This is a genomic window from Geomonas sp. RF6 (genome assembly GCF_021044625.1).
In the GTDB taxonomy this organism is placed as follows: Bacteria; Desulfobacterota; Desulfuromonadia; order Geobacterales; family Geobacteraceae; genus RF6.
In genome coordinates this window covers 4,822,892-4,848,587 of sequence record NZ_CP087999.1, presented here as the reverse complement: position 1 = coordinate 4,848,587, position 25,696 = coordinate 4,822,892, and the positions used below count along the sequence as shown (strand labels likewise).

19 protein-coding genes and 1 tRNA gene are annotated in these 25,696 nt (G+C 57.3%); 13 read left to right on the top strand and 7 right to left on the bottom strand.

The genetic code is table 11. The features are described 5' to 3' along the window. Positions 1–568 precede the first annotated feature (568 nt). The 6 genes from LPW11_RS20600 (at position 569) to LPW11_RS20575 (ending at position 6,074) form a co-directional block, all read left to right on the top strand. Positions 569–1,024: a YbhB/YbcL family Raf kinase inhibitor-like protein gene (locus LPW11_RS20600; RefSeq protein ID WP_230995743.1), complete on the top strand. Its 456-nt coding sequence runs from the start codon at positions 569–571 to the stop codon at positions 1,022–1,024. A gap of 178 nt (positions 1,025–1,202) precedes the next feature. Continuing rightward, the gene (gene ispG / locus LPW11_RS20595) at positions 1,203–2,258 is read left to right on the top strand and encodes a flavodoxin-dependent (E)-4-hydroxy-3-methylbut-2-enyl-diphosphate synthase (protein WP_230995742.1); all 1,056 of its coding nucleotides are present in this window, start codon (positions 1,203–1,205) and stop codon (positions 2,256–2,258) included. A 148-nt stretch (positions 2,259–2,406) separates the two neighbouring features. Further along, positions 2,407–4,122: a proline--tRNA ligase gene (locus LPW11_RS20590; RefSeq protein ID WP_230998335.1), complete on the top strand. Its 1,716-nt coding sequence runs from the start codon at positions 2,407–2,409 to the stop codon at positions 4,120–4,122. Between the two features lie 178 nt (positions 4,123–4,300). After that, positions 4,301–5,023 carry an orotidine-5'-phosphate decarboxylase gene (gene pyrF, locus LPW11_RS20585; protein WP_230995741.1) on the top strand — a complete coding sequence of 241 codons (723 nt, stop codon included), beginning with the start codon at positions 4,301–4,303 and terminating at the stop codon, positions 5,021–5,023. 158 nt (positions 5,024–5,181) lie between these two features. Next, a complete protein-coding gene (gene rlmB / locus LPW11_RS20580; RefSeq protein ID WP_230995740.1) occupies positions 5,182–5,931 on the top strand; it encodes a 23S rRNA (guanosine(2251)-2'-O)-methyltransferase RlmB in 750 nt (249 codons plus the stop codon). Positions 5,932–5,997: 66 nt separating this feature from the next. After that, positions 5,998–6,074 (top strand) — tRNA-Met (locus LPW11_RS20575). 94 nt (positions 6,075–6,168) lie between these two features. Here LPW11_RS20575 and LPW11_RS20570 read toward each other — a convergent pair. From LPW11_RS20570 to LPW11_RS20555, 4 genes are all read right to left on the bottom strand, one after another. Then, the gene (locus tag LPW11_RS20570; RefSeq protein ID WP_230995739.1) at positions 6,169–7,287 is read right to left on the bottom strand and encodes a hypothetical protein; all 1,119 of its coding nucleotides are present in this window, start codon (positions 7,285–7,287) and stop codon (positions 6,169–6,171) included. Positions 7,288–7,641: 354 nt separating this feature from the next. Next, the gene (locus LPW11_RS20565) at positions 7,642–8,292 is read right to left on the bottom strand and encodes an undecaprenyl diphosphate synthase family protein (RefSeq protein WP_230995738.1); all 651 of its coding nucleotides are present in this window, start codon (positions 8,290–8,292) and stop codon (positions 7,642–7,644) included. After that, the gene (locus LPW11_RS20560; protein WP_230995737.1) at positions 8,282–9,091 is read right to left on the bottom strand and encodes a glycosyltransferase family 2 protein; all 810 of its coding nucleotides are present in this window, start codon (positions 9,089–9,091) and stop codon (positions 8,282–8,284) included. The genes LPW11_RS20565 and LPW11_RS20560 overlap by 11 nt, the downstream gene beginning before the upstream one ends. 837 nt (positions 9,092–9,928) lie before the next feature. After that, a complete protein-coding gene (locus LPW11_RS20555; RefSeq protein WP_230994357.1) occupies positions 9,929–10,924 on the bottom strand; it encodes an IS30 family transposase in 996 nt (331 codons plus the stop codon). Positions 10,925–11,164: 240 nt separating this feature from the next. Here LPW11_RS20555 and LPW11_RS20550 point away from each other — a divergent pair, with 240 nt between their 5' ends. Continuing rightward, a complete protein-coding gene (locus LPW11_RS20550) occupies positions 11,165–13,066 on the top strand; it encodes an acyltransferase family protein (RefSeq protein ID WP_230995736.1) in 1,902 nt (633 codons plus the stop codon). A gap of 144 nt (positions 13,067–13,210) precedes the next feature. On the opposite strand, the gene LPW11_RS20545 is transcribed toward LPW11_RS20550, so the two are convergent. After that, complete coding sequence (locus LPW11_RS20545) at positions 13,211–14,188, bottom strand: DUF2950 domain-containing protein (RefSeq protein ID WP_230995735.1); 978 nt, start codon at positions 14,186–14,188, stop codon at positions 13,211–13,213. Positions 14,189–14,225: 37 nt separating this feature from the next. Next, positions 14,226–15,479 (bottom strand): DUF3300 domain-containing protein, encoded by a 1,254-nt coding sequence (locus LPW11_RS20540; RefSeq protein ID WP_230995734.1) that lies wholly within the window; start codon positions 15,477–15,479, stop codon positions 14,226–14,228. Between the two features lie 437 nt (positions 15,480–15,916). Between LPW11_RS20540 and LPW11_RS20535 the strand changes: the two genes are divergently transcribed. Then, a complete protein-coding gene (locus tag LPW11_RS20535; RefSeq protein ID WP_230995733.1) occupies positions 15,917–16,279 on the top strand; it encodes a lipoprotein N-acyltransferase Lnb domain-containing protein in 363 nt (120 codons plus the stop codon). Between the two features lie 5 nt (positions 16,280–16,284). Then, complete coding sequence (locus LPW11_RS20530; protein WP_230995732.1) at positions 16,285–18,183, top strand: esterase/lipase family protein; 1,899 nt, start codon at positions 16,285–16,287, stop codon at positions 18,181–18,183. A gap of 147 nt (positions 18,184–18,330) precedes the next feature. Here LPW11_RS20530 and LPW11_RS20525 read toward each other — a convergent pair whose 3' ends face one another. Next, positions 18,331–20,421, bottom strand: coding sequence for a serine hydrolase domain-containing protein (locus LPW11_RS20525; RefSeq protein WP_230995731.1), 2,091 nt, complete (start codon positions 20,419–20,421; stop codon positions 18,331–18,333). 586 nt (positions 20,422–21,007) lie between these two features. On the opposite strand from LPW11_RS20525, the gene LPW11_RS20520 reads away from it, so the two are divergent. The 4 genes from LPW11_RS20520 (at position 21,008) to LPW11_RS20505 (ending at position 25,466) form a co-directional block, all read left to right on the top strand. After that, positions 21,008–21,649 carry a hypothetical protein gene (locus LPW11_RS20520; RefSeq protein ID WP_230995730.1) on the top strand — a complete coding sequence of 214 codons (642 nt, stop codon included), beginning with the start codon at positions 21,008–21,010 and terminating at the stop codon, positions 21,647–21,649. A gap of 179 nt (positions 21,650–21,828) precedes the next feature. Then, positions 21,829–22,134, top strand: a complete 306-nt coding sequence (locus LPW11_RS20515; protein ID WP_230995729.1) for a hypothetical protein — start codon at positions 21,829–21,831, stop codon at positions 22,132–22,134. Positions 22,135–22,448: 314 nt separating this feature from the next. Beyond that, positions 22,449–24,131, top strand: coding sequence for a hypothetical protein (locus tag LPW11_RS20510; RefSeq protein ID WP_230995728.1), 1,683 nt, complete (start codon positions 22,449–22,451; stop codon positions 24,129–24,131). Positions 24,132–24,368: 237 nt separating this feature from the next. Next, positions 24,369–25,466, top strand: a complete 1,098-nt coding sequence (locus LPW11_RS20505) for an MBL fold metallo-hydrolase (protein WP_230995727.1) — start codon at positions 24,369–24,371, stop codon at positions 25,464–25,466. Positions 25,467–25,696: the final 230 nt, after the last annotated feature.

The window sequence follows — 25,696 nt, the reverse complement described above, 5'->3', positions numbered from 1 at the left end:
GCCTCACGGTCTGCACGGGCAGCTTCGAATCGCTCACCTTTAGGCGGTCCGGCGTGCTTTTGCCCAACTGCGGCCTTCCCTGCAACAGGGCGCTGCTGCTCCTTGTGCGCGTGCTCGCGGGAGCCGGCGGAGGCTGCTCTCGGGGGACGTGCTGACTCGTCTTTTGCTGAAGTAGTCGGGCGGCGGGGTGCACCGGCTTTGGGGCGCTCGGACTTCGGTGTGGATGCGTGGATGGTTCTCTTCTCGGGACGGCTGCTTTTATTTTTCATGCTTCATACTTAAAGGTAATTGCGAGCAGTGTCAATGACGGAAACGGGCAGTGGTGCGAGATGTCGCCATCACTCGATGATCCTGTTTGCCAAATATGACTTCCCCTCACTCCGTTCCGCCGAGAAATTGCACCACCCTCTGCACGGGGTAGAATGTACCGGGGACCTGCCGGTGAAATTAAACGAGGTGAAACATGAGGCGAGTGTGGATTGTGCCCAGGAGAATCTTCTCAGCGACGTTGGCATTAGCCGTGGTACTCTGCTGTACTCTCCCTCTACAGGCAAAGGAGGCAAGGAAGATGAACGAGATGAAACTGACGAGCCCGGTCTTCGAGAATAAGGCGGCCATTCCCGCGAAATACAGTTGTGCCGGGCAGGACATCAATCCGCCGCTGGAGATAAGCGGTGTGCCTCAAGAGGCGAAGTCTCTGGCGCTGGTAGTCTCCGACCCCGACGCGCCGGCGGGGCTTTGGATACATTGGGTAATGTGGAACATCGAGCCGACAACGACCTCGATCGCCGAAGACAGCGTGCCGCGCGGAGCGATCCAGGGGAGCAACAGCTGGGGGAAGAAGAGCTACGGCGGACCGTGCCCCCCCTCCGGCACGCATCGGTATTTCTTCCGTCTCTACGCGCTGAAGCACAAGATCGAACTCTCACCGGCGGCCACAGCGCAGGTTCTTGAGCAGGCCATCAGGAACTCGACCATTGCCACTGCAGAGCTTATGGGTACATTCACCAGGAGGCAGGAGTAAAGGATGAGTTGCATTGCGCGCAGATCGATCGAGACGATCACTGGTCGAGCCGCCGCAATGTAACTTCATCTGTCAGAGCTGGTTCCACATTGGATGCGTGTGCAGCACTCCCGTCATCTCTTTCTACAGCTTTCGGTTTGCTTGCTTTTCACTCCTCTTTTAGCTACTATGCTCCGCTATGAGAAAACCGACCAGGCAGATTCAGATAGGTAATGTGAAGATCGGCGGGGGAGCTCCGGTCTCGGTCCAGTCGATGTGTTCCACCGATACCCGCGACACCAAGTCGACCCTGGACCAGATCGTCCGTCTCGCCGCCGCCGGCTGCGAGATCGTGCGCTGCGCGGTCCCCGATATGGACGCCGCACTGGCCCTGTCCACCATCAAAGCGGGAAGCTCCCTTCCTCTCATCGCCGACATCCATTTCGACTACCGCCTCGCGCTGAAGGCGCTGGAGGCAGGTGTGGACGGGCTGCGCCTCAACCCCGGCAACATCGGGGAGCGCTGGAAGGTCGCCGAGGTCGTCAAGGCCGCCGCGGAGCGCCAGGTGCCGATCCGCATCGGCGTAAACGGCGGCTCCCTGGAGAAGGAGATCCTCGCGAAATACGGGCACCCCACCGCCGAAGCGCTGGTTGAGTCCGCCCTGGGCCACGTGCGTATTCTCGAGGAGCTCGGCTACCAGGAGATCAAGGTGTCCATCAAGGTCTCCGACGTCATGCGCACCGTCGAGGCGTATCGCCTCCTTTCCTCTGCGATCGACTACCCGCTGCACATCGGCGTCACCGAAGCCGGCACCGTATTTTCCGGCACCATCAAGTCCGCCGTCGGCCTCGGCATCCTCCTCGCCGACGGGATTGGCGACACCATGCGCGTCTCCCTCACCGGTGATCCGGTTCATGAGGTGCGGGTGGCGTACGACATACTGAAGGCGGTCGGCGCCAGAAAGCGCGGCATTAACTTTGTCTCCTGCCCCACCTGCGGGCGCTGCCAGATCGATCTCATCCCGGTGGCGGAAGAAGTCGAGCGCAGGCTGCAGGATGTAAAGGAAGAGATAACGGTCGCCGTCATGGGGTGCGCGGTGAACGGCCCGGGTGAGGCGCGGGAAGCCGACTTCGGCATCGCCGGCGGAAAAGGGGAGGGGCTCCTCTTCAAGCACGGCGAGGTGATCCGGAAGGTCCCCGAATCGGAAATGGCCAACGCCCTCATCGAAGAAGTGGAACGGGCGGTAAAGAAGTAATAGAATCAAAGGCAGGTTCTTCTATCCGCAGATTACACAGATACCGCAGATACTCGACCCCTTGGGGGTTCAAAATCTGCGAACTCTGCGCGATCTGCGGATAGTTTTTATTTTTTTGAAATCAATTGTCCAGGAAGAGGTCTACAACATGCGCTATTCCCAGTATTTCATCCCCACCGTGAAGGAGACCCCCTCCGATGCAGAGGTGATCTCCCATCAGCTGATGCTGCGTGCCGGCATGATCCGCAAGCTCGCAGCCGGCATCTACAATTACCTCCCCCTGGGGCTTCGTTCCATCCGCAAGGTCGAGGCGATCGTCCGTGAGGAGATGAACCGGGCCGGCGCCATCGAGCTCCTGATGCCCGCGGTGCAGCCGGCTGAGCTCTGGAAGGAGTCGGGGCGCTGGGAATTCTACGGCAAGGAGCTGCTGCGCTTCCACGATCGCAAGGACGCGGAGTTCTGCATGGGCCCCACCCATGAGGAAGTCATCACCGACCTCGTGCGTAAAGAGATCCGCTCCTACCGCCAGATGCCGATCAACCTGTACCAGATACAGGGCAAATTCCGCGACGAGATCCGCCCGCGCTTCGGCCTTATGCGCGGCCGCGAGTTCATCATGAAGGACGCCTACTCCTTTGATGTGAACGAGGCGGGTGCCGACGTTTCCTACGCGAAGATGTACAAGGCGTACCGCCGCATATTCGAGCGCTGCGGGCTCCGGTTCCGCGCGGTGGAGGCAGACACCGGCTCCATCGGCGGCACCTCCTCCCACGAATTCATGGTCCTTGCCGACTCCGGTGAGGACGCCATCGTCTCCTGCTCCGCCTGCGAGTACGCGGCAAACATGGAGAAGGCCGAGTCCCGCAGGGCAGCCGCCGTCGAGCACGCCGACCCGCGCCCGCTGGAGCGCGTCGCCACCCCGGGAAAGAAGAGCATCGAAGAAGTCTCCGATTTCCTCGACGTCGATCCCTCCAAGGTGGTGAAGACCCTGGTGCTCCTGGCGGACAACGAGCCGGTCGTGGCGCTGCTGCGCGGCGATTTCGACCTCAACGAGATCAAGCTGAAGCATGTTCTTGGCTGCAACGAGATCGAGATGGCCAACGACGAAGTGGTGCAGAACGTAACCGGCGCGCCGACCGGCTATGCCGGCCCCATCGGCCTCAAGGTGCGCATCGTCGCCGACCTTTCCGTCCAGGGGATGCACAACTTCGTGGTCGGAGCAAACGAAGCCGACATGCACCTGAAGAACGTGAACCTGGACCGCGACTTCAAGGTCGCCACCTTTGCCGACATCCGCAACGTCGTCCTCGGCGACCCGTGCCCGCGCTGCGAGAGCGGCACGCTGGAGATCTGGCGCGGCATCGAAGTCGGCCACGTCTTCAAGCTCGGCACCAAGTACTCCGAAGCGCTGAAGGCCACCTTCCTCGACGCCGACGGCAAGGAGCAGGTGATCTACATGGGTTGCTACGGCATCGGCGTCGGCCGTACCGTCGCCGCCTGCATCGAGCAGAACCACGACGAAAACGGCATCATCTTCCCGATCCCCATCGCCCCGTTCCACTGCATCGTCTCCGTCATCGGCGCGAAGGACGAAGCCGTGAAGGAAGCCGCCGAGAAGATCTACGAAGAGCTGCAGCAGGCAGGCGTGGAAGTCCTCCTCGACGACCGCGACGAGCGCCCCGGCTTCAAGTTCAAGGACGCAGACCTTATCGGCATCCCTTTGCGCATAGTGGTAGGTGCGAAGGCTTTGGCAAACGGCAACGTCGAGCTCAAGGAGAGAAGGGGAGGGGAAGTCGAAATCCTCCCGGTCGCCGATGCTGTGGAGAAGGTGAAGAAAGCCGTCGAGGAAGCACTGAAGGCGTAAAGCAACAGTGTCGCAGCCGAAGCTGCAAAGACAGCGAGGATAGCAAAGGCAGATCCTCTTTAGCCAACACCCCCTCCCTCACGTCCCCTCCCTTTCAAGGGGAGGGACAGGGTGGGGATGGGGTTCCTTTTCCTCCGTCATGTACGGTGGAGGAAGAGGAAAAAGGAAACCGCATCAAATGACCAAAGAACAAGCCATAGAGAAAATCATCTTCGCGATGGACGTAAAGAGCGCCCACGAGCTGGAGCGCTGGGGGGAGTTGCTGGCATCGCACGTCGGCATGTTCAAGATCGGCAAGCAGCTCTTCACCTCCATGGGGCCTGCCGCAGTTGAACTGATCCAGAAGCGTGGCGGCCAGATCTTTCTCGATCTCAAATATCACGACATTCCCAACACCGTCGCCATGGCCACCCTCGAAGCCGCACGCCTCGGCGTCAAGCTCTGCGACCTCCACGCAATGGGCGGCTACGAGATGATGTCGAAGACGATGGAAGCGCTCGACAAGGAGTTCAGCGGCGAGGACCGTCCTAAGGTCCTTGCGATCACCGTCCTTACCTCCTCCAACGAGGAGACGCTGCGCGGGATCGGCGTAGAGCTGTCCGTGCCGGAAATGGTGGTGAAGCTTGCAAAGCTCGCCAAGAGCGCCGGCGTCGACGGTGTAGTCGCTTCCCCGCACGAAGTAGAGCTGATCCGTGAAGCCTGCGGCAAAGACTTCCTGATCGTCACCCCAGGCGTCCGTCCGAGCTTTTCATCCACCGACGACCAGAAGCGCATAATGACACCTGGCGAAGCGGTGAAAAAGGGCGCCGACTATCTGGTGATCGGTCGCCCGATAGCGGCAGCCGAAAACCCGGTGAAAGCCGCGGAGATGATCGTTGCGGAGATTTTGGGAAACCAGTAGCAAACAGAGCAGAGTATAGGGAAGGCGCAGCCCTTTAGCCGCGATACCTTCCCCAACGTCCCCTCTCCTTCAAGGAGAGGGACAGGGTGAGGATGGGTGTCCTCAGTCAGCATTGAACAGTGATCCACCACGTCCCACCAAAACAGAGGCCCCAGAGCATGTCGAAGCAAGAAGAAATAATCTACGGCCTCAATCCCGTAATAGAAGCGATGCGCGGCACCCGCCAGGTATATGAGCTGTATGTAGCGGGCACCAGCGCCGACAAGCGCATGGAGCGCCTGCTGAAACTGGCGGCCGAGCGCAAGGTCCCCGTGCGACAGCGGGACAAGCAGGATCTCAGCCGCCTGTGCGGCACCGACCACCACCAGGGCATTGCTCTCAAGGTCGAGCCATACCACTACGTCGACTTCGAAGACCTGATCGAAAAGGCGAAGAGCGAGCCCGACCCGCTGATCCTTCTTCTCGACAGCGTGCAGGACCCGCACAATCTCGGCGCCCTGATCCGCAGCGCCGCCTGCGCAGGGGCTCACGGAGTAGTGATACCGAAAGACCGCGCCGCAGGCGTCACAGCTGCAGTCGACAAAGCCTCTGCCGGCGCCACCGAGACGATAGCAGTAGCGCAGGTGACCAATCTCTCGCAGGCGCTCGAAGCGCTGAAGGCTGCCGGCTTCTGGATCTACGGAGCCGACGGCTCCGCCAGGGGAACCATCTATCAGCAGAATCTTTCTGGCCCAGTAGCGCTGGTAATAGGCGGAGAAGGTGGAGGGATAAGACCTCTCGTGCGCAAAGGGTGTGACGAGATAGTGAGCATCCCGATGCAGGGAGGGGTGAACTCGCTAAATGCTTCCGTAGCCGGAGGAATAATGCTTTTCGAGGTAGTGCGCCAGCGGCTGAGCAGCAAGAAGTGAAAAACAGTAATGTTTTCCTTGACTAAGGGAACGGTATTTAGTATAAAGGTTGAGTTCGAACGATGACGCGGGGTGGAGCAGTCTGGTAGCTCGTCGGGCTCATAACCCGAAGGTCAGAGGTTCAAATCCTCTCCCCGCAACCAAACAAAATCAAAGGGATCAGCCAATAAAGGTTGATCCCTTTTTTGCGTTCTGTGCACCATCTTATGCACCTTCGTTTGGATCCACACATTGCCGTTACGTCGCTTGTCTGTCCGATGTCCAAGTGCGACCCCACGGATCTTGTTTCATCCCAGTTGTTGGTGATTCAGGCAATTGTGGCACAAGTTGTTTATTTCTCAGCGATGTCTTTTGCGAAAGGTCTGCCACATAAACAGACTGCGACCAATGCTGCTCCCAATGGGGAGGAAGTCGTCCGACAAAAGAAAAGTCGTTCATGACCTCGCTGAGCCGGTAGTAAGCAAGCGAAATTGCAACTATCGCTGATAGTCCTGCCCACCCACAGTAAACCCACATCAGCGTCCATGCGGCAATGACGAGCCCGCCTGCCTGGTAAATTCGTGTGAGTAATATGTTTCTTTGTGGTAGCGCCAGACTCGACCATTGACGCAAAAGAAAGAGCCAAGCTGCCACTACTGCACCAAGAGCAAGAGATTTCGACTGGAACGAGGCCGCTGCAGTACCAATCAACGTCAGGATTCCGTAGTACATCGGTATATTGAGTGCCTTAAGTAGAATCATCCCACCAAGCCGAATCTGAGAAGAAATCCTGTACTCACCAGGAGCCGTATCGTCATCCCACATGAAGACATACTTTGAACGATCAGGCGCGTACGAATGACTGAGCATAGCTTTATTGCAGTCCGGGTCCTTAACATCTGCCGAGTACCAAATCAGGCGGAAGGCATCCGGGGCGTCCAGAACAACGCAGGCGATTGCAAGATTAGCCGTGATTGCGCACTGAATGGAGGATGAGACGAAAGGGAACCAACGCATCCCGTAGGACGCATGTGGACCATCACCGTGTGGTGATTCTACGGAGAGTTGCTTGATGCATCCGAGTGAATGGAACACGATCCTGTAACTGCCATCCTTCTGCACGGAGTTCATTCTGCTGCCAACATAGTCACTGCACACTCCAACGGCTACATGGACGATTTTGCAGTTGAAGCACACAGTGAACGGCTTCGAGGACACAAGAGTGATCTCGACCAACGAATCAGAATAGATAGAGTCGAAACGGAACGTCGCAAGAATCTTATCTCCTGGAGGGGGACCAAGATTCTCTACAACGGGCATTATGGGCGCGGAAGCCTCGTCCTCATCTATTTCAGAGGGAAAAGTTGGCATCGACATCATCTAACTCCTGTAACTTTAAATCTGTTGTCGCTGTCTCGCAGCAAAGGAGGGCTGGAAGACGGGTGTATAGGTGCCTATGCTGCCACGGCAGGTATCTCCGGCATGACCGGAAAAGCGCAAGACACTCCTAAAGCCGTTTTCTGAACTTTTTCAATGGCGCTTCCGGTATTTATTGGGGTAATTCTGCACTAACATCTCACGAGAACCTCGTTTTTCACCGGTTGCGGCAATGTTTCGGTAGTGAATTCGATCCCAGGTTTGGGTTACGGCGGATGCTAACAAGGCACCAAATGCCACAAGGGCATAAAAGACAACCTTATGCTCATCAGACACACAGAATAAGCGTGCGTATCACTCTCCGTATTTGTAGGCTTTTGAAGCAGCATCATGTTGCTCGCATATCGATATCAGTTCACGTACAGTAAAATCATTGAACAAAGCCGGAAGAAAATGCAGTTGCGCATACCTCGAATGAATAGGTAGAAAATCACTTAAAGTTGATGCTCCCCCGGTACGAATAAGTAGGTCAATTCTTTCGGCTGCCAGTGATTCCACTATGGATGAAATCTCCCTTTTCCCGGCCAAAAGTGCGCGTAGATGATTTTCAAAAGAGTAGCCTATGTATAGGTGGACGGTGGTTGCATCGCCCTCGGGATGTTGGACGTAGCGGAGCCTTTCCATTATTTCTGCAATGCGTGCGTGAGCATCCCTCATAGCCTCTATGTCGCCATAAACAGCTATTGGGATTTCTCTGGCAACAAGGTTGTCGATGAATTCACATTCAGCATCCAGACAGGCGTCAATTTCGTCCCGAATCCTCTTGAGGTTGTAGAGACTGAACATGTACACATGAATGTGTCTGACGCCGCGTTTGGAGAGCGCATCGATATGTTTAGTCAAATTCTTAAAGGCGTGGGCGTAACTGCAGGGCAAACTGATTCCCTCTCGCGCCGCCCATCTTCTGGTACCATCGGGAATGACCCCGATGCTTCTAATCGCCATAGAGTGCAATCGCCTGTGATGTATCTGTAGTAAAGACATATGAGTCAAAATCCGGGTAATACAGAGCTGAAAATGATGCGGGTCCAACTTGTGCAGTGATATTTTCTCTGGTGTTGGCTAAGTCCAAAATATGTGCGAGAAGAGGATTGTCAGCAACAAAAAGTGAAAGTGCATTACACACGGCGAGCACTTCGCTGCGTTTGGTAGCAACCGGAAAGGTGGTATCGTAAATAGCCGGTACAGGGATCCTCATAGGCATGACACCTGTGAGCGCATTGAAAATCACCTTCCTGTAAATCTCACTATAACCACTTATTACATTTCGCGATGTTCTCTGGCTTAACCTGTATCCGCGATAGCCACACGATACGTCTCTTATAAATACTCCCACTACTTCATCGATCAGAAGAGAGGCAAACAAGTTAGAAGCAATTTTTTGTGGGGGGATGCCTTCGAGATGTCCAAACCTATCACCGAGAACAAAGTCGGACTTGCTTAGCGCATGGCGGAAGGTATCCAGCAAGTGTGGTGGATGTTGGCCATCAGCGTCCATCAGGATCACGTGGGTGTAATCATGGAGCCTAGCATAGGACTCGCCGGTTCTGATCGCAGCTGAAACACCGAGATTCGCAGTATGTCGGACAACCGAAAATCCTAGATCCATCGCCACTTCATACGTGCTATCGTAACTCCCGTCGTCTACGATGAGTGTATGAGACCGTGGAACCTGCGAAAGGATATCCTCGAATCCCCTCTCGACATTATATGCAGGAAGTATAAGCAGTATCCTATGACTCATTACATTTCTTTTGTTATTAAATACTATTGGTGGTCGAGTGCACTCCCTGGCTTCCTTCGCAGGGGATTACCAAGGAACAGGGTAGATGATCGATTCCGGGTGGTGAACTTTGTCGCGAGCAGTAGATTCTTTAGCTTTTTTCACTGAAGAGACATCGCATGATGCCTTAAGGGGATGTGGCTTATACTCAATAGTCAGAACACCTTGCATGTGAGGGACTTTACGATAATATAAACGAACCTCAATGTCAACAGACTAAGCTCTGGTCCGATGAACAGGGGTGAGGAGGGTGGTCTTGATGAGGCGGCCGTGTGTATTGCTTTCTATCACTTATACATTGCCTAGTACGGGCTCAATCCCCAATTCCCCTCGTGGACGCTCCACATGGACCGCGTTTCTACCTGTCAGACTTTCTCCGCGATGCTGATAGCTGCACACCAATTTGTACACCAAATTTGGAAAATATGGCAAACATGGTGACATGGCAAGCCGAGGCGTGATAGACAACTGAGCAAAATTGCTGTAAGTTACTGAATGATAGGGGAAGACGACCTAGAGGCAGTGTCCCTCATAACCCGAAGGTCAGAGGGAAATCCTCTCCCCGCAACCAAACAAATTTAAAGGGATCGGCTGATATGGCCAATCCCTTTTTTGCGTCTTCTGCACCACTGTTTTTCGGGGACTGGCTCCGCAGGTGCCAGTCCCCTTGCATTTTAAGCAGTACAGTTCCTTCCGATCCAGTCCTCAGCGCTTCTGCACATGAGAAGCTGCCTGTCCCCCTCGCGCCTCCCATTAGAAGGTGCCTGTCCCCCTCGCCCCGTCCAGCCTAAGGTGAATTCAAGTTGTAAATGCACCACCGAATGATGCACGCAGAACTTCCGCAGGAGTCCGGTAGCCGAGGCACTTTCGTGGTCGATCGTTGACCTGTTTCACGACCTGCTGAATTTCTTCCTCTGATAGGGTCCTGAAGTCGAACCCCTTCGGAAAGTAGTGCCGCAAGATGCCGTTTGTGTTCTCATTGGTGCCACGCTGCCAAGACGCATAAGGATCCGCGAAATACACGGTAAGCCCTGTCTTAGTTTCCAGATCTTTGAATTCCGCAAACTCACTACCGTTATCAACGGTTACTGTCTGGCAGAGGATCTCGGGCAGAGGGCTGAAGCACCTCGCGCTATGATCCGTCATGGTTGCGGCCCTTCTGTCTGCGAGTCTTGCGGCAAGTAAAAAGCGGCTCTTGCGCTCAACGTACGTGGCAAGGTTTCCTGCGCCTTTCGCACCGTGCAGCGTGTCGCCTTCCCAGTCCCCAAATCGTTCTCTGGTACCAACTACTGCCGGCCTCTCCTTAATTGAGACTCGACCCGGAATGAACCGCCGTCCTGCGCAGTAGCGCGTTTGCCTACGGCGATTCCGCCTCCGACGGCGAAGATGCTTGTGAAGCTCGCCACCTTCTCTGGCGTCTAGGTAAATCCAGCGGTAGATGGTTTCATGACTGATGCGCATCGCCCGGTCCATTGGGAAATCCATTTTGAGCCTGGCGGCAATGGCTTCAGGTGGCCAATCCAGCATCAATTTCTCTTCAACGTAAGCGACCAGATCGGCGTTGTCCTGCCGCCGGAAAGACCTGGGCTGGTGACGACGTTTAAGCGCAGTGCCATGCGTGAAGGTGTACCAGTAAACTCCATCGGGGTATGTCGGGCCGTTGCGCGCAATCTCGCGCATGATGCTTGTGTGATGGCGTCCAAGCCTACGGCCGATTTCGCGAAGGCTAAATTTCGCCACCTTCAAATGGCTGATGACATATCGCTCATTTTCTGTAAGATGCGTGTGGGACATGGCGGGCTCCTCCTGGGGTATGTGTTGGTCGCGCTTCACACACTACCAGATTTGCCTGTCATGTCCTGCTTTTACATCAACTGGTGCAATTAAGAATAGAATCCACCTAAGCGCTCAGCCGCCACCCGCCCTGACATCGACGAAAGGTAAATCTGTCATTGGCCGGGAAAACAGTTGACGTTGGCCGACAGGGGAACTAGCATTGCGACCCGGTGGAGGGATTTACAGGTGGCAGGAGCTATGAAATACAGACCAGAGATAGACGGGCTGCGTGCTTTGGCAGTCATCCCGGTCATACTTTTTCACGCAGGCTTTCGACTATTTTCAGGTGGATTTGTCGGAGTTGACGTCTTTTTCGTCATCAGCGGCTACTTGATAACCTCTGTCATACTTGCTGAGAAGCGCGCCGGCACCTTCACGCTGGCGAGCTTTTACGAGCGCAGAGCGCGGCGGATACTGCCGGCGCTCTTTGTCGTGATGTTTGCCTGTTTACCGTTTGCCTGGCTCTGGTTGCTCCCCTCGGACATGAAGGTGTTTTCACAAAGCTTGGTTGCTGTTTCGGGCTTTTCTTCGAACGTCTTTTTCTTTCTCAAAAGTGGATACTTTGACGCCTCTACTGAATTGGTTCCGCTGTTACACACCTGGAGCCTGGCTGTAGAAGAACAATACTACATGCTGTTTCCAATCGTCCTGCTGCTGACGTGGAAGGTGGGCAGGCGGTGGATAGTCACGATATTCGCTGTGGTGGCTGTCATAAGTCTAGGTATAGCGCAGTGGGGTTCGCTGGCGCATCCGACCTTCACTTTCTTTTTGCTGCCTACTCGGGTGTGGGAACTACTGATCGGCGTTTTCGCCGCGTTCTATCTCTCCGGCAATGACTCTGCACGTGATGAAGTCAACTGCTCACAGCAGTTCGCTAGCTTCGCCGGTCTCTCCTTGATTGCATACGCCGTATGCGCCTTCGACAAGGGAACTCCCTTTCCAAGCGTGTATGCACTTATACCGACGATCGGCACAGCACTCATCATCGTAGCTGCAACGCCTCAAACTCTCGTTGGCAGGCTTCTGGGAAGTAAGCACCTCGTTGGTGTTGGGCTAATAAGCTACAGCGCATACTTATGGCACCAGCCGTTGTTTGCCTTTGCCAGGCATAGGAGTCTCAACGAGCCAAGTTTTCTTCTGTTAGCAACGCTAGTGCTTGCTACGGCAATCCTCGCATATCTGACTTGGAAGTACGTTGAGACGCCATTCAGGGATCGTCGCCGTTTTTCCCGCGCACAGATCTTCCGCTATGGTGCCGTGTGCACCGTGTTCTTCCTGGCAACGGGTTTTGCCGGGCACGCTAAAAACGGCTTCACAGCCAGGACTGCACCAAGCACCCTTCCGAGGGATTATTTCGAATCCGCCGCGCTCATACCTGTCTCTCCCGAAGGAGTGGATGGTAACCTGTGCATTTCTGAAGGGGCCAGCATCGGCAGAGTTAACATTGAGCCGGATGCGAAAAAAATACTGCTGGTCGGGGATTCTCACAGTGCAGATTACTCGGCCGAATTCCGCAGGTACGTCACGATCGAGAAGCTGGACGCCTGGCAATTCTCAGTCGGCGGGTGCGGATTCCTTCCGAGTCAGGCGGGGGTGAACGGGGGGCAATGTGGCAAGGCAATGCGCCTTCTTGAAGAAGTGATCGAAAAAAATCGTTTTGACGATATCGTAGTTATCGGCGCGTACTACAGTCATACGGGGCATAGCGACAAGGAGTTGCTGCGCAAGGACATGGATTACTTGTCAGCTTTGATCCACCATATGCTTCAACTCAATGCCCATGTCATCTTCTTCACCCCGAGATATTCCCTTTCTGTCGAGCCTATGCGTGCGGCAATGCTCAATAAGGTCGATCAGGTCAAAACAGTCAAGGAGGCTGCGGCAGATTACGTCGACAGCCGGATCGAGATGTTGACTCAGGCACCAAAATTTACCTTGTTCAACGAGAGGGACCGCCTGATAGGACTTGGATGTGGTGATGCCCAGTGCTTTAACGGGCACACTTCAGGTTTGAACCCGCTGTACCGCGATACAAACCATCTGACAAACTACGGCGCAAAGTTGGTATTTCAGCAATTGACATCTGCAGTGAAGCTTTAGCCCAGCCTGAAAAGTACCATTTGAGGGGGCCTCCAATCCCACGACGGCGCCGACAGATTTGAAGACCGGTTCCAGCGGTCTGCCGAAGGCACGCAGGGCATGGCTATGACGGCATCCCCTGCTCGCACATCTCTCGCGATCTCTTCATCTTCCCGTTGCGTCTCCCGCTACAGATGTATCCGGTTCCACCTTCTTCCAGCTCTTGTCGGGATTGTAAAGTTTGATGGCTGCCGCAACTTTGCCGGTGTCCGGTCCCATGTCCTTCTGGTAGACGATACCTTTTTGGTTAATGATGAACGTCATGACGCCGGACGAGCCGTATTGTGCCGGGTACGCCACCAGAGCAAAGCCAAGGGCCATTTTTCCGTTTACTACGTAGTCAAAGGCCCCCCCGTCGGCATTCTTGCCCTGGGCTGTCAAGATCCTGAAGAGATATCCGTGGTAGGGGATACGCTTTTCGTTTGTCGCGCGGTACCCCTCCCTTGCTGCCTGGGCGAGCAACGGACCGAGGGGGCTCTCGTCCTCGCCGTCCTTCGCTTCCCAATAGAGCCCGTCCTTTTTCCCCGGAGTGCTGCGGATCTTCTGGGCGAACTCTCCTCCGTTATGGTTCGGATCCATGGCGGCATATTCACGTTGGGCGTCCACGTAGGCGTGCAGGACGTCGACTGCCTTCAACTCGTTGCGGCCGATCCTGCGGTTCAGTAGCTCCTCCTTTCCTGCCTTGGCGTCAAAGACCCACACTCTGCTCTTTTTGACTACCGGGATAGGAAAGGGATAACCCTCCTTTCCGATGGACAGGAGTGCTTTACCGGTACCTGCCCCTTCGATTACCGCCTTTTCGTCATACAGTCTGAGGAATTCTTCCCTGCCGGACTTGTCGGCCACGGGGTCCCCGGAAGTGACGATCTCCCGCGACCCAGGGCCGAGAATGGCAAGAACTTCCCCGGAATCCCTACTTCTTACCGCGTCGATCAGGCTTTTCACGGCCTCCTCAGCGGAGTCGAAGGTCCTTTGCTTTTGCGAGGGAGATGCCCCCAGGGCGTGTGCCGCGCAGCCAAGGGCCAATAGTATAGCCAGCAGCAGACCGAAGCATATGCGCTTTTCCCGGAATGTCTTCACCATCGTGTGTCTCCTCCGTACGCGGAAATAGGTTCACCCCTTACCTGCGACGACCACCGCCACCGCCGCGGAAACCGCCGCCTCCGCCTCGTGAACCGCCGCCAAATCCTCCGCCAGATCGGGAGGCCCCACTGCTGCCGAAGCTGCTCTGGCGGCTTGCCCGCCCCCTGTCACTGGCTACCCGTTCCTGCGTGCCGCTACCATAACCGCCACCGAATGCGCTGTCACGCCCGCCTCGGGAGGAGGCTGCGGTGCGCGTTGTGGAACCGGCGGCCCTACTTGATGTTCCAGCGCCCCGTGCTGCGCCAGGCTCGCCTACGCGACCCGTGCCTCCGGGTGTCTGGCGTGCGCCCGTGCCAGCCCCACGCCCGCTCCCGTACCCCCTGGCGTCTGCCCTCGCCGCCGTCGAGCGTGCCGGGGACTGTCCATACCTTTTGGCCGTGGCGCCATCTTTGTAGGCCACCCCCTTGCGGTGGCTCGGGTTGTGCTGCCAGGTACTGTTCCCCCCCTGACGGTTTTCATACTTGCTGCGGTCGATGTTGCGGTTGAGAGTGACGTTCTGGTTGTGGTTGATCGTTACCTCCTGCCCGTGCCAGTCGCTGTGCCCCCAGGCATACCCCCAGGCAACCCCTACTGCCATGCCTGCGGCAAAATGATACGCCGGGTAAGAAGGGGGGGGCGGCGGATAGTAATAGGCTGGAGGGTATGCGGGATATGGCCAGGTCCCGTACACGACGGTCGGGCTGTAGCTGGGGACGTAGATTACCTGAGGATCGGCTGGCTTGATGATGATGGTCTCCTTTTCCACCACCACTACCTGCTCCTTGGTCGACTTCAGGTTACCCGCGGCCTGCGCCTTTTTCCGCAATTCCTGGATCGTTTCCAAAACGTCCTGCTGCTGGGAGAGGAAGGCATCGCCGATCTTTGTAGTCAGGTCGAGTTTGTCGCTCATCGCGGCCAGCACAGTGGGAAATTGGACGAGGGACTTAACGCTCGGGTCCCAACTTTCCTTTTCAAGGTCTTTTGCCAGTTGCTCTCCCGCGCTCTGCTTGTGGCTTTTTACCCAACGGTCCGCCTGTACGATTTCCAACGGATAGGTCGATGCCATCAGGATCTGCGTCACCAGGTCATCGGGGTAAAGTGCAATTGGCGCCAGCAGTTGGCCCAATTCCTCCTTCGACAGCTTCTTTTGGGGTGTGTTGTCTGAGTCCTGAGCCAGGGCCAGAAGGGGGAGGGCGAGGAGAACGGCTGCCAGGAGTGTCGCAATCCGCAACCACAGCGCTTTTCGTTTCATAGTGGCTCCTTCACGCCTTGTGTTTCCAGGACCGGGACAAGTCGTCGCCTGCCATTGCTAGCAAGGTGAACTCCGAGTAGAACTGCAGGAGCAGACAGCACTCAACGGTGCTCATGCTCAGAAGACAGGCGCCATCCGGAGCGGGTGCTTCATCCCGCCTCACAGCCATTATAATTATACATATCTAATTCAAAAGCTGTTGATAGTAGCGCCAACTGATACTGGCAACGGCTGTCGAGAAATACACGGAGCCATGCCGTCTTCAGGTGCCAAGGCTTTTTCTCCTCGGAGTGCCGGGGGTGGAGCGTGTGATTGTCATTGCGGTAAGGGCGCAAATTTTTCAGCGGATGGTAATGTTTTGTGGAGCGGTTCCCCCAACACACTCCCCCCATTTTTAGTTCAATAGTGAAGTGGCCCATGACCAGGTTTCTTGCCACATGCGGCACGATATTCCTTTCCCTCTGTCTCCTCGCCATGGCGGCCTGGGAACCCTCGCCTATCTCAAGGAGGTCAACAGCATCAAGCATCAACCCGAGTGGTACAACGCCCTCACCAGCAACTGCACGACCAACATCAGGGGGCATACCGCACAGTTCAATCCGGATGCAAAATTTGACTGGCGGATCGTCGTCAACGGATACGTCGACCAGATGCTCTACGAGCGAGGCATAATCGATACCAGCATGCCCTTCGAGGAACTGAAGCGCAGGAGCTACATCAACGCCGCTGCCCAGGCCGCGGACGGAGCCGCCGACTTCAATCGCCGCATCCGCAAGGGACTGCCCGGCATGGCGAGGTGAGGACAATGATGAAGAAAACGACGACGATACGATCTCTCTTGCGCGTCGTGGTGCCGCTCCTGCTCCTCTCGTTCCAGGCCGCTTGCGTCACCCCCATCGGGGTAAAGGAGGTCACCCCCAGCCAGTCCTACCACGATGCCTACGCCAATCCGTTGAGCGCGGGGGTTGCGAGCGATCAGACCAAGGCGGTGCTCAACCGGTACGACCTGCTCATGCAGTTCAAGAAGGACCAGGCTGCGGCAATCGCGGCGCTCCACGCCAGGGCGCTGCACGACCAGCGCCGAGATCTTCTCTATGCACTGTCCGAAACGTCCTATCTGTGCGGTGAGCGGCTCGCCAAAAGCAACGACCCGGTCGATCAGGGGCTTGCGCCCGACTATTTCCTTCTTTCTGCCATCTACGCGTACCTCTTCCTGCTGGACGACCGGAGCGAACCTCCGCCGACGGCATTCGACCAGCGCTTTCGCAACGCCTGCAACCTGTACAACTTTTCCTTGTGGCGCGCCCTTGCCACCGGGGAAGACGGCGGACTCGTCCTCGCGGGGGGGATGCGTAAGCTGCCTCTCGGCTCGGTCGCCATTACCCTGGAGAAGACGAAGTTCCCATGGCAGTTCTCGGATTTCAGCATCATCGAGCCCGCGGACAAGTATGCGGCCCGCGGCATCTCCGTGCGCAACAGGACCCCCGGGATGGGCCTTCCGCTGATAGCACTGAAGAAAGCGAACAAGGATTCTCCCTTCGGGGGGCAGGCGGTGCCGGTTACCGCCTTCCTGCGCATTCATGGGGACCTCGCAGCACTAAGCGTCGGCACCGCCGCGGCTACCCTTGAGCTCCACTCGACCTATGACGACTCCGCCATCGTCGTCAACAACCGTCTGATTCCTTTAGAAGCAGACCTCACCACCCCCCTTGCCTACATCCTCGAAGGAGCGTCGATTTGGGGGTTTGGGACGAGCGCCTTCCTCGGGAAGGAATTCAACCGGGTGCCAAATGGTCTTTACCTGACGCAGCCTTACCAGCCGGGCAGGATTCCCGTCGTCTTCGTGCACGGCACCGCGAGCAGTCCAGTCTGGTGGGTGGAGATGTTCAACACCCTGCGGGGCGATCCGGAACTGCGGTGCAATTACCAATTCTGGTACTTCGTCTACTCCAGCAACGCCCCGGTGGCCATGTCGGCTGCAGACCTCAGGGACGAGTTGGTGAAGAAGGTTGCCACCCTTGATCCGGAAGGAAAAGATCCTGCGCTCGGGCAGATGGTTGTGGTGGGGCACAGCCAGGGGGGGCTGCTCACCAAGTTTCTGGTAGTGGATACCGGCGAGAAGCTGGTGCGCTCGATGACCGGGAAGGGCATCGAGGCGCTGGAGATGTCAGTCTTTGACAAGGAGAGGCTGCGTCACATATCCATTGTGAAGCCGCTGCCGTTCGTGAAGGACGTCGTCTTCATCGCCACTCCGCACCGCGGAAGCTTCCGCAGCAAAATGTGGGTCAGGAAGCTGGTCCGCTCCCTGATAACCCTCCCCGCAACTGTCGTCTCGCGCACCGCCACCTACTATGAGTTTTTCACCGACGACGTGAAGAGGATTACGGGCGGTAACAGTATCGCCACCAGCGCCGACGGCATGTCCCCGGACAACCCTCTGCTCAAGGCGCTGGCCGACATGCCGCTGGCGCCCGGGGTCAGAGGGCACTCGATCATTGCCGTATTGCCGGGGATGGATATCCCGACGGGGAACGACGGCGTGGTGGAATACAAAAGCGCCCACCTTGAAGGGATGCAATCCGAGCTGGTGGTGCGCAGCGAACATTCCTGTCAGGGGAAGCCGCAGACCATCGAGGAGGTGCGGCGCATCCTTCTGGAGCATTTGCCCACTCCTCCTGCAGGAACGGTCGAGGCGCCGGATTAGGAGCCATCGCAGCTCAAGAGGTTGCGTGCCAGGGTTGCGTGCTAGGTCGGACCATGGGTGCGTGCCGGCTGTAGATGACCAGTAGGTGGATGTGATTAGAAGTCTTTGTGTAATTGAGGACGCGCGCGCTTTCCAGCGTGTACTGGTTTACGGCTCGACCGTCAACGTGATAGTCGTGTCCGGTGCGCCATGTAGCAGCAGATAAGTGCCGGCGTCGACCTTGCCGACGGCTCCCTTCCCCAGCCCCCACTTCATGAGCGCAAAGGCGCTATTGTACAGATACCACACAGTTGCGCCCTCATACGTGATGGACGAGGCTGCCGGCAACCGGCGCCACTCCCCCAGCCCCTCATGGCCAACAGTCACCGTGCCTCCGGTCCGTTCCAGAGCAGGCACTGTCGCCACTGGGCGATATCGGATACTCCCCCATCTCACCCATTCCTCGCCGTCCCGGACTTCGATCACCAGATCGTTGAGCCCCCACCCATTGTCGATGGGAATCTTGAGACACATGCGGGCACGATCGTCGCTCTCCACGGGATCCACGACCTGTACCAGGTCAAAACCCGCTGACGTGAGCGATGCTGCCAGATACCCATCCAGACCCTCGACCTGCACCAGGCTGAATAGGGGCGACTGGCGCCTCAGTGCGAGGAAGGCGGAGAAAGGGTCATCAACCACCAGCCAGCGGCGACCGACCCGCGACTGCCACCTGGCCGACAGGGGCTGCGGGGGCAGATCGTGGCTGTCGGGGAATTCCATGTCGTAATGCCCGAGCCCACCGGGCCTGCGCGCGGCCAGGTAACGCCTGCCTGCGGCGACGACCAGGCGGTACGCTATCTCGGGATGATCATCCGGGACGAAGCAACCATCCTGGCGCAGCCTGAACCCCTCGATGGACGGTTGCCACTCTCCGCTAACAAAATTTGACAAGGTAAGGGTGCCGTCGGGCATGGGATCCAGCCGGCGCGGGCCGTAACTGCTGACATAGATGCCTGCGATGGCGTCCAGATCTTCGGCTGTGGACGGGACGGCGGGGGGGGCGGCAGCTTCCGGCGGCGACGGAAATTTCGCGATGCTCCCACGCTCGGCCAAGGCATTGAGCAGGATGCGCTCGGCGAGGAGACCGGCAACGCTCCCTATTCCCACGTCGTTTGTAAGAAGGACGGCAACTGCAAGGCGCTCGCCGGGTGCTACGATGAAGAAGCTGTGATAATGATCGGCGTCGCCCGCCTTGTACCAGGCCGTCACCCCGACAGCGTCCAGTCCACCTTGGCGAACGCCGTCCCAGCCAAGGCCGAAATGAACTGGGTGGTCCGTGATCGGGTTCAACGGCAGGTTGAGAGTCTGGTCCCGTCCCATCTCGGCTATCGCCTCGACAGAGAGGATGCGCGTGTCCCCCAGGCGGCCGCCGTTGAGGAACATCATTGCCAGCCGCCCCATGTCGCTGGCGGTCGAAAAGAGGCCGCTGGCATAGGTATTGACGTATTCCTGCGGCTCTGGCCGACCCTCGGCATCCAACCCGGGGGCAAAGCTGCCGGATTCAAATTCTTCCAAGGTGAAGCGGCTGTGATTCATGCCCAGGGGCTCCAGAATTTCCTTCTGGACGAATTGTGTATAAGCTTGGCCGGTTACCGCGGCGACCACCAACTCGATCAGGGTGAAGCCGTCGCTACAGTACACCGCCATCTCGCCTGGCGGGTGCTTGAGGCGTTCGGCAGCCAGCGCGTCCTGAAAGTGGGCGGCGTAGCCAAAGACGGGGACAATGGTAAGGATGTTGCGGAAATGGGTGCCATGAAGGCCGGACGAGTGGTTGAGGAGCATGCGTACTGTGATGTCACGATACGATTCACCGTCGGCCATGCGGAAGTCGGGGAGGTAGCGCACCACAGGGGCATCGAGCTCGATCACTCCACGGTCGACCAGTATCATCACTGCGACTGCCGCGATAACCTTGCTGCACGACGCGATGCAGAAGAGGGTCTCGGTGGTGGGCGCAATGCTCAGGCTCCGGTCGATGGAGCCAAAAGCCTCAGACCAAAGAATGTGCTGGTCATCTGCCAGCGCAACCGTGACCGCGGATGTCCTGGTGTTGCCTTCGCCAACTTCTTTCAGGATCTCGGCGCGGGCATCAGCGATGGTGGCCTCATAGGGAAGCGACCTGTCGCAGTCATTGCAGCCGCGACCGGAGAGGGCGTGTGCTCGTCGATTGAAGACTGGATCGTTTGGAGAATTCATATAAGCTCCTTTGCCAGTGGGAGTTTCGTCACCCACAATTTGAAGAATTCGTCGCCATGCTGTCCGTCAACAGCCTTCCAAATCACACAATTGAAGTGTACCCCGAACGTCCCCTGCCTTTAGGCCTACATGCTCAGGACCTATCGGTTTTAAGGGAGCGCCGCAGGAGGCGTCGCGTCTCCCCCCTTCGCAAAGAAGAATCCGGGTTCCTCAGCGCTGGAGCGTAGGCATCTTGCCTGCGATGGCGGCGCAGCCGCCACAGACCGCGCGGCTCGCGCCGCGGCTACAGGCTGGGAAGCCTGTGCTCCAGCGCGGCGCCACTAGCGTCCCCTCCCGTCGACGAAAGCGGGTCGGCTACGCTGAGTTCGCGGAATTCCCGGATGACCCTTCGCAAAGGGTGGAACGAAATAGTCTGGCATCCTCGCTGGAGGGCGACAGATGCCGGTTTCACAGAATTTTCCGAAGGGACTTGGGATTGCCCCCAAAATTCGTTCGATACTAATAAAATCTAATGTTTTCTGCCCGCGACCCGATTAGTGGCATAGATAGCACGCTGCAGTACCATCAACCGGCAAAAGGAGGAGACATGGCTGCTCCAGCTGTACCCTTTTATGGGAAGGATGTCGACCGCCTGGCGAGGCTGTCCATCGCGTACAAGGCTCTGATGGAGTCGGAGACGTTCCTGGCGAACTGGCCTGTGACGGTTGCCACTCCTGCGGTGTTCAAGGAGAGGATCAACTCGTACCAGAGTGCTTACGAGGCCGCGATAAACTGCGACCGGCGCGCCATCGCCGCGCGCATCACAGCAGGCGAGGAGGCCGGAAGAACCTGGCAGAAAATCGTCAACTATGCCTGCTCCACGGAACAAGACAACAGCTCGCTGCTGGAGCAGATGGGTGCTCTCACCAAAGCTCGCAAGAGCACTTCGACATACCCTCCGCGGCAGCTTTACGCTCCCGACCTGGTGGTGGTCAATGTGGACCAGCGAGGTGGCGTGAGAGCGAGCTGCTCCCGCGAGCGGCGTCGCTACACCTACGATGTACAGGTTACGGAAGGCGATCCGCGGGTGGAGGAGGGGTGGTACCACAAGGCCAGCTTCGGGGACTGCACGAAGATGGATATGGACGGGTTCCAGTCCGGCAAGGACTACTCGTTCCGCTGCAGGATGATCGGAAGAGACAACTCCTTGGGACCGTGGTCTCTTACGGTGACTATCATGGTTACGTAATCAATCATTTCATCACACCACGCTTTACCCGTCGCTGCATCGCAAAGACTTACAGTATGCCCCTGCAACATGGAGACCTCACGAGCGGTCCCGTCGTTGCCGGGGCTTTCTTCTTTATACTGCATCTCCGGGAAGCCTCATCTGAGCGGTTGAGCCGTTGCGGGAGAGGACATGGAGACGTGGCACCTCCAGAAATGTTCGCGGCACCTCCAAAAATGTTCGCGGCACCTCCAAAAATGTTCGCGGCACCTCCAAAAATGTTCGTGGCACCTCCAAAAATGTTTGCGGCACCTCCAAAAATGTTCGTGGCACCTCCAGAAATGTTCGCGGCACCTCCAAAAATGTTCGCGGCACCTCCAAAAATGTTTGCGGCACCTCCAGAAATGTTCGCGGCACCTCCAAAAATGTTCGCGGCACCTCCAAAAATGTTCGCGGCACCTCCAAAAATGTTTGTGGCACCTCGAAAAATGTCCAAGGCCCTTTGAAAAATGTTCATGCCCCTCCAGCTGAAATCCCTTTGACTCAGACTCCTGACAAACCACGATAGCTGCTACCGGATCTTCTCGTCCTTTACACCCATATGTGTAAAAGCGTGACGGGCTCGTTTTACACTCATAACGGTGTAGAAGCGCGTGCTTTCTGTGAAGCGGGCATGGCAGGGGGATTGCTTGAGTACCTGCATAAGTGGTTCACACGCCAGCAGAAAGGGGCAGTATAGCGTCTTCGGACTGCCGAAATCGGGATTCCCGCGCTGGTGGTCGGGCTCGAGGGTGAGGACTCATCGGAAAGGAGAAACAACATGAAACTCAGACAGTGGATAATCGCGTCCTTAGTACTTATCTTCGCGCACACAGCGGCAAACGCTCAGGAATGGACCCCGGGCAAGTCGTACCTCTCGCCCGGGAGAGCACCGCAGCAGACGATGTACACGCTGGATGATAGCGCCTCCGGCCTGATCCAGACCATCAACAACATTGTCAATCTCACCGTCGTGTCGCGGGATGGCAACGACCTCAAGGCGGAGTACAGGGCTGGATTTGTCCAAGGGAAGCTCCAGGGAAAGACAATTGTGTCAGCCCGCGACAACGCCTGGGACAACGCCTACCTGACCAATCCCGACCATACTTTTCCGGCTCAGCTGGGACCGACGCCCCTCGAGCTTGGGAAGGCGGCGGTGTTGCTCAATGCCAACTATGCCGCGTTTGTGAAGTATCTGGAAAATCCCTCCACACCTACGGAAACTACATACCGCCTGAAACGGCTCCTGTTCCGCATGCTCGGTATCTATCACGGGGTCGTGCTCGACCAGCCGGCCGACCTTGATTTTTCAGGGGCCTGGCTCCCCGATGGCAACTACTTCGAGCCGTCCGAGCGTGTCCTTGGGTACGAGACCGCGCGGCTCACCTTCATGGATCTCTACTTCGTCAACGCCTTCTGCGACCTGATGGATGTGATCTCTTTTCTGGATCTGCCTCCGGGGGGAACGCGCCCCGGAGGTTTTCCTGACCACTGTTCGGCCTTCCTGAAGCGCGTCGGGAGCGAGGTTATCCTGACGCACAATTCATGGATGGGCTTTCTTTCCCAGACCATGGTCCAGACCATGGTGGTTAACAACGACATGATCACCTTCAATGCAGCGACCCCCGGCCTGATAGCTTCTACCACGGACTTTGGATACAACAACAAGGGTCTCATTTTCAACGAGACGACGCACCGGATGTCGTACAGCGAGGTGAAGCCGCTCGGCATCTGGACACTGTGGCGGGGAGCCCTCGCCGAGCAGTTCTCGTCTTCTGTTACCGAGTTCTTTGACGCCATCTCTATAGACAACAGCGGCAGCTACCTGAACGGCTATATGGTGGCGGACGCCACCACCAAGGAGACCGGCCTGGTTGAGATGTCCTACCGCTGCTTCATCTTTTACCGCTCCACTGGCGGCCCCTATACGGTGACGAGCAAGTCAATGGACGGCGGCGCCTGCTCCACCGACTTTGATGCAGAGATGGTCACCGCAGAGTACCTCATGGGAATCAACTATCCCGCGTCGCTGCAGGTGCGAACCGATCTCCAGTCAGACGACAACCGCCCTGAACGGCGTGTACAGTTTGCGAAACTCCTCCCCAAGGTCTCGAACCTGCAGATCGCGAAGAACGTCATTACCTATACGGACCCTGCAAACCCCCTTTCCATCTTCGGTCGGTGGGACCTCGGGTATGGCGTGACGCCATCTCCAAAGCAGGTCCCGGACGGCTCCGTCGACAGCAAGGCTGCATCCACGACCATGGTCGGTTCCTTCATGAAGCTGTCGGGCGAGCTTGACCCTTCATCCGCAACTACCGGCTTCTGGATGCTGTACGGGACGCCGCATGTGAAAGGAAAGCCGTTCATCTGGAGTGAATCGCTGTGGTCGTGGCAGCCGCTGCGCGACGTGCCGGACAGGGTGGATGGCAAGTTCACGCTGATGCCCCTGTACCTGAGGTAACGTGATCCAGCATCCACGACAGGTTCGGAGGTTTCTATGGGTGTCCGCGAAGCTCTCAGATACGCCATGTCACGTCGCACGTTTCTCAAGGGGGTCGGCTCTTCTCTGATCGCAGCGCCACTCTTCCCTGGAATTGGAGGGTCCCCGAAGGCAGGAGCATCGCCCTGCATACTTCGCGACTCCGGCGCGGGAAATTTCCGCACGAGGCTTGTCCTCCTTGGCACGGCGGGGGGGCCGGTGTGGTATCCGCGATCGAACCGGGTGAGTGCCTCGACTGCGCTGGTCGTGGGAGAGACTATCTATCTCATCGACCTGGGCCACGGCGCGACGCAGCGAATGGCAGAAGCATTCAATGCCAGTACCTTCGTCAACACCCCCGGGGGGAAGATCGAGGAATCGCAGTCCCGGTTCCTGCAGAATGTGGACGCGCTCTTCTTTACTCATCTTCACATGGACCACATTCTGGATTACCCAACCCTTTTGCTGGTCGGGCAAAACGCCGGCCTCGGCCAATCGCAGCCGCTCAAGGTATTTGGCCCCGGGGACCGTGGACAACTGGAGGAAAACAAGACCGGCTATCATGGGACGATCATCGAGACCCCCGCTGGGTCCAGAACCCCGGGGACAAAGGAGATGACGCATCTTCTCTGGCAGGCTTTTGCCCAGACGATTAACGACTTTACCCTGGATGACGGCTGGGTCGATTTCACAACCCTTGTCGATCTCCGTGAAATCGGCTGGCTCCAGGGGAGCGATATCGCCATCCCGTTGCCCCGGCACGCCGTTGCGGCCAGCGCTGCGGAATGTGCCCCTTACTTCATCGATCCCAACACGACTCCCTGCCCGTCCCTGGAGCCTTTCATCGTGTACCGAAACCCCGACAACGGCGTTACTGTCAGCGCCACGCTCGTCGACCATCACCAGGTCTTCCCAGCCCTCGCCTACCGGTTCGACACACCGGACGGTTCCGTCGTCATATCTGGCGACACCGGCGCCAATACCTGCGGAAATTTGCAGAGGCTGGCCTTGGGCGCTGATCTTCTCGTTCATGAGGTAATCGATGAGGAATGGATCGAACATCAGGCCGCAGTGGGCGTTCCCGCCGCGCTCATCGAGCACCTGAGCTCGGTGCACACCAAAATTGGCGAGGTAGGCGGAGTAGCCGAGGAGTGCGGGGTGAAAACTCTCGTCCTCAACCACATCGTACCCGGCAATGCTCCGGTGGGGCATCTGGTTAGAGCGAAACGGAACTTCTCCGGAGAGTTGATCATCGGGGAGGACGTGATGCAGATCGGCATAGGCCAGCCCGGCAGCGGCAGGTCTACTTGCCTGTGAGACCGGCAGCCAGGAACGTCATTGGGGAAGGGCGGAAGAGTAGGTCGAGCCCAAAAGGGAGACTGTAAAGAGATCTTACATGTTTTACACCGATCCGGTTTCACCTCCACAACGTTTCACAGCAGGCACACCTCTGACAGGAGGTGACAATGGAGCAACACGAGGTGGCTTCACCTGGACCGGGTGGGGGGGCAGGGGGTGGTGAAAGCGCATCAGCTCCATTCATTGCA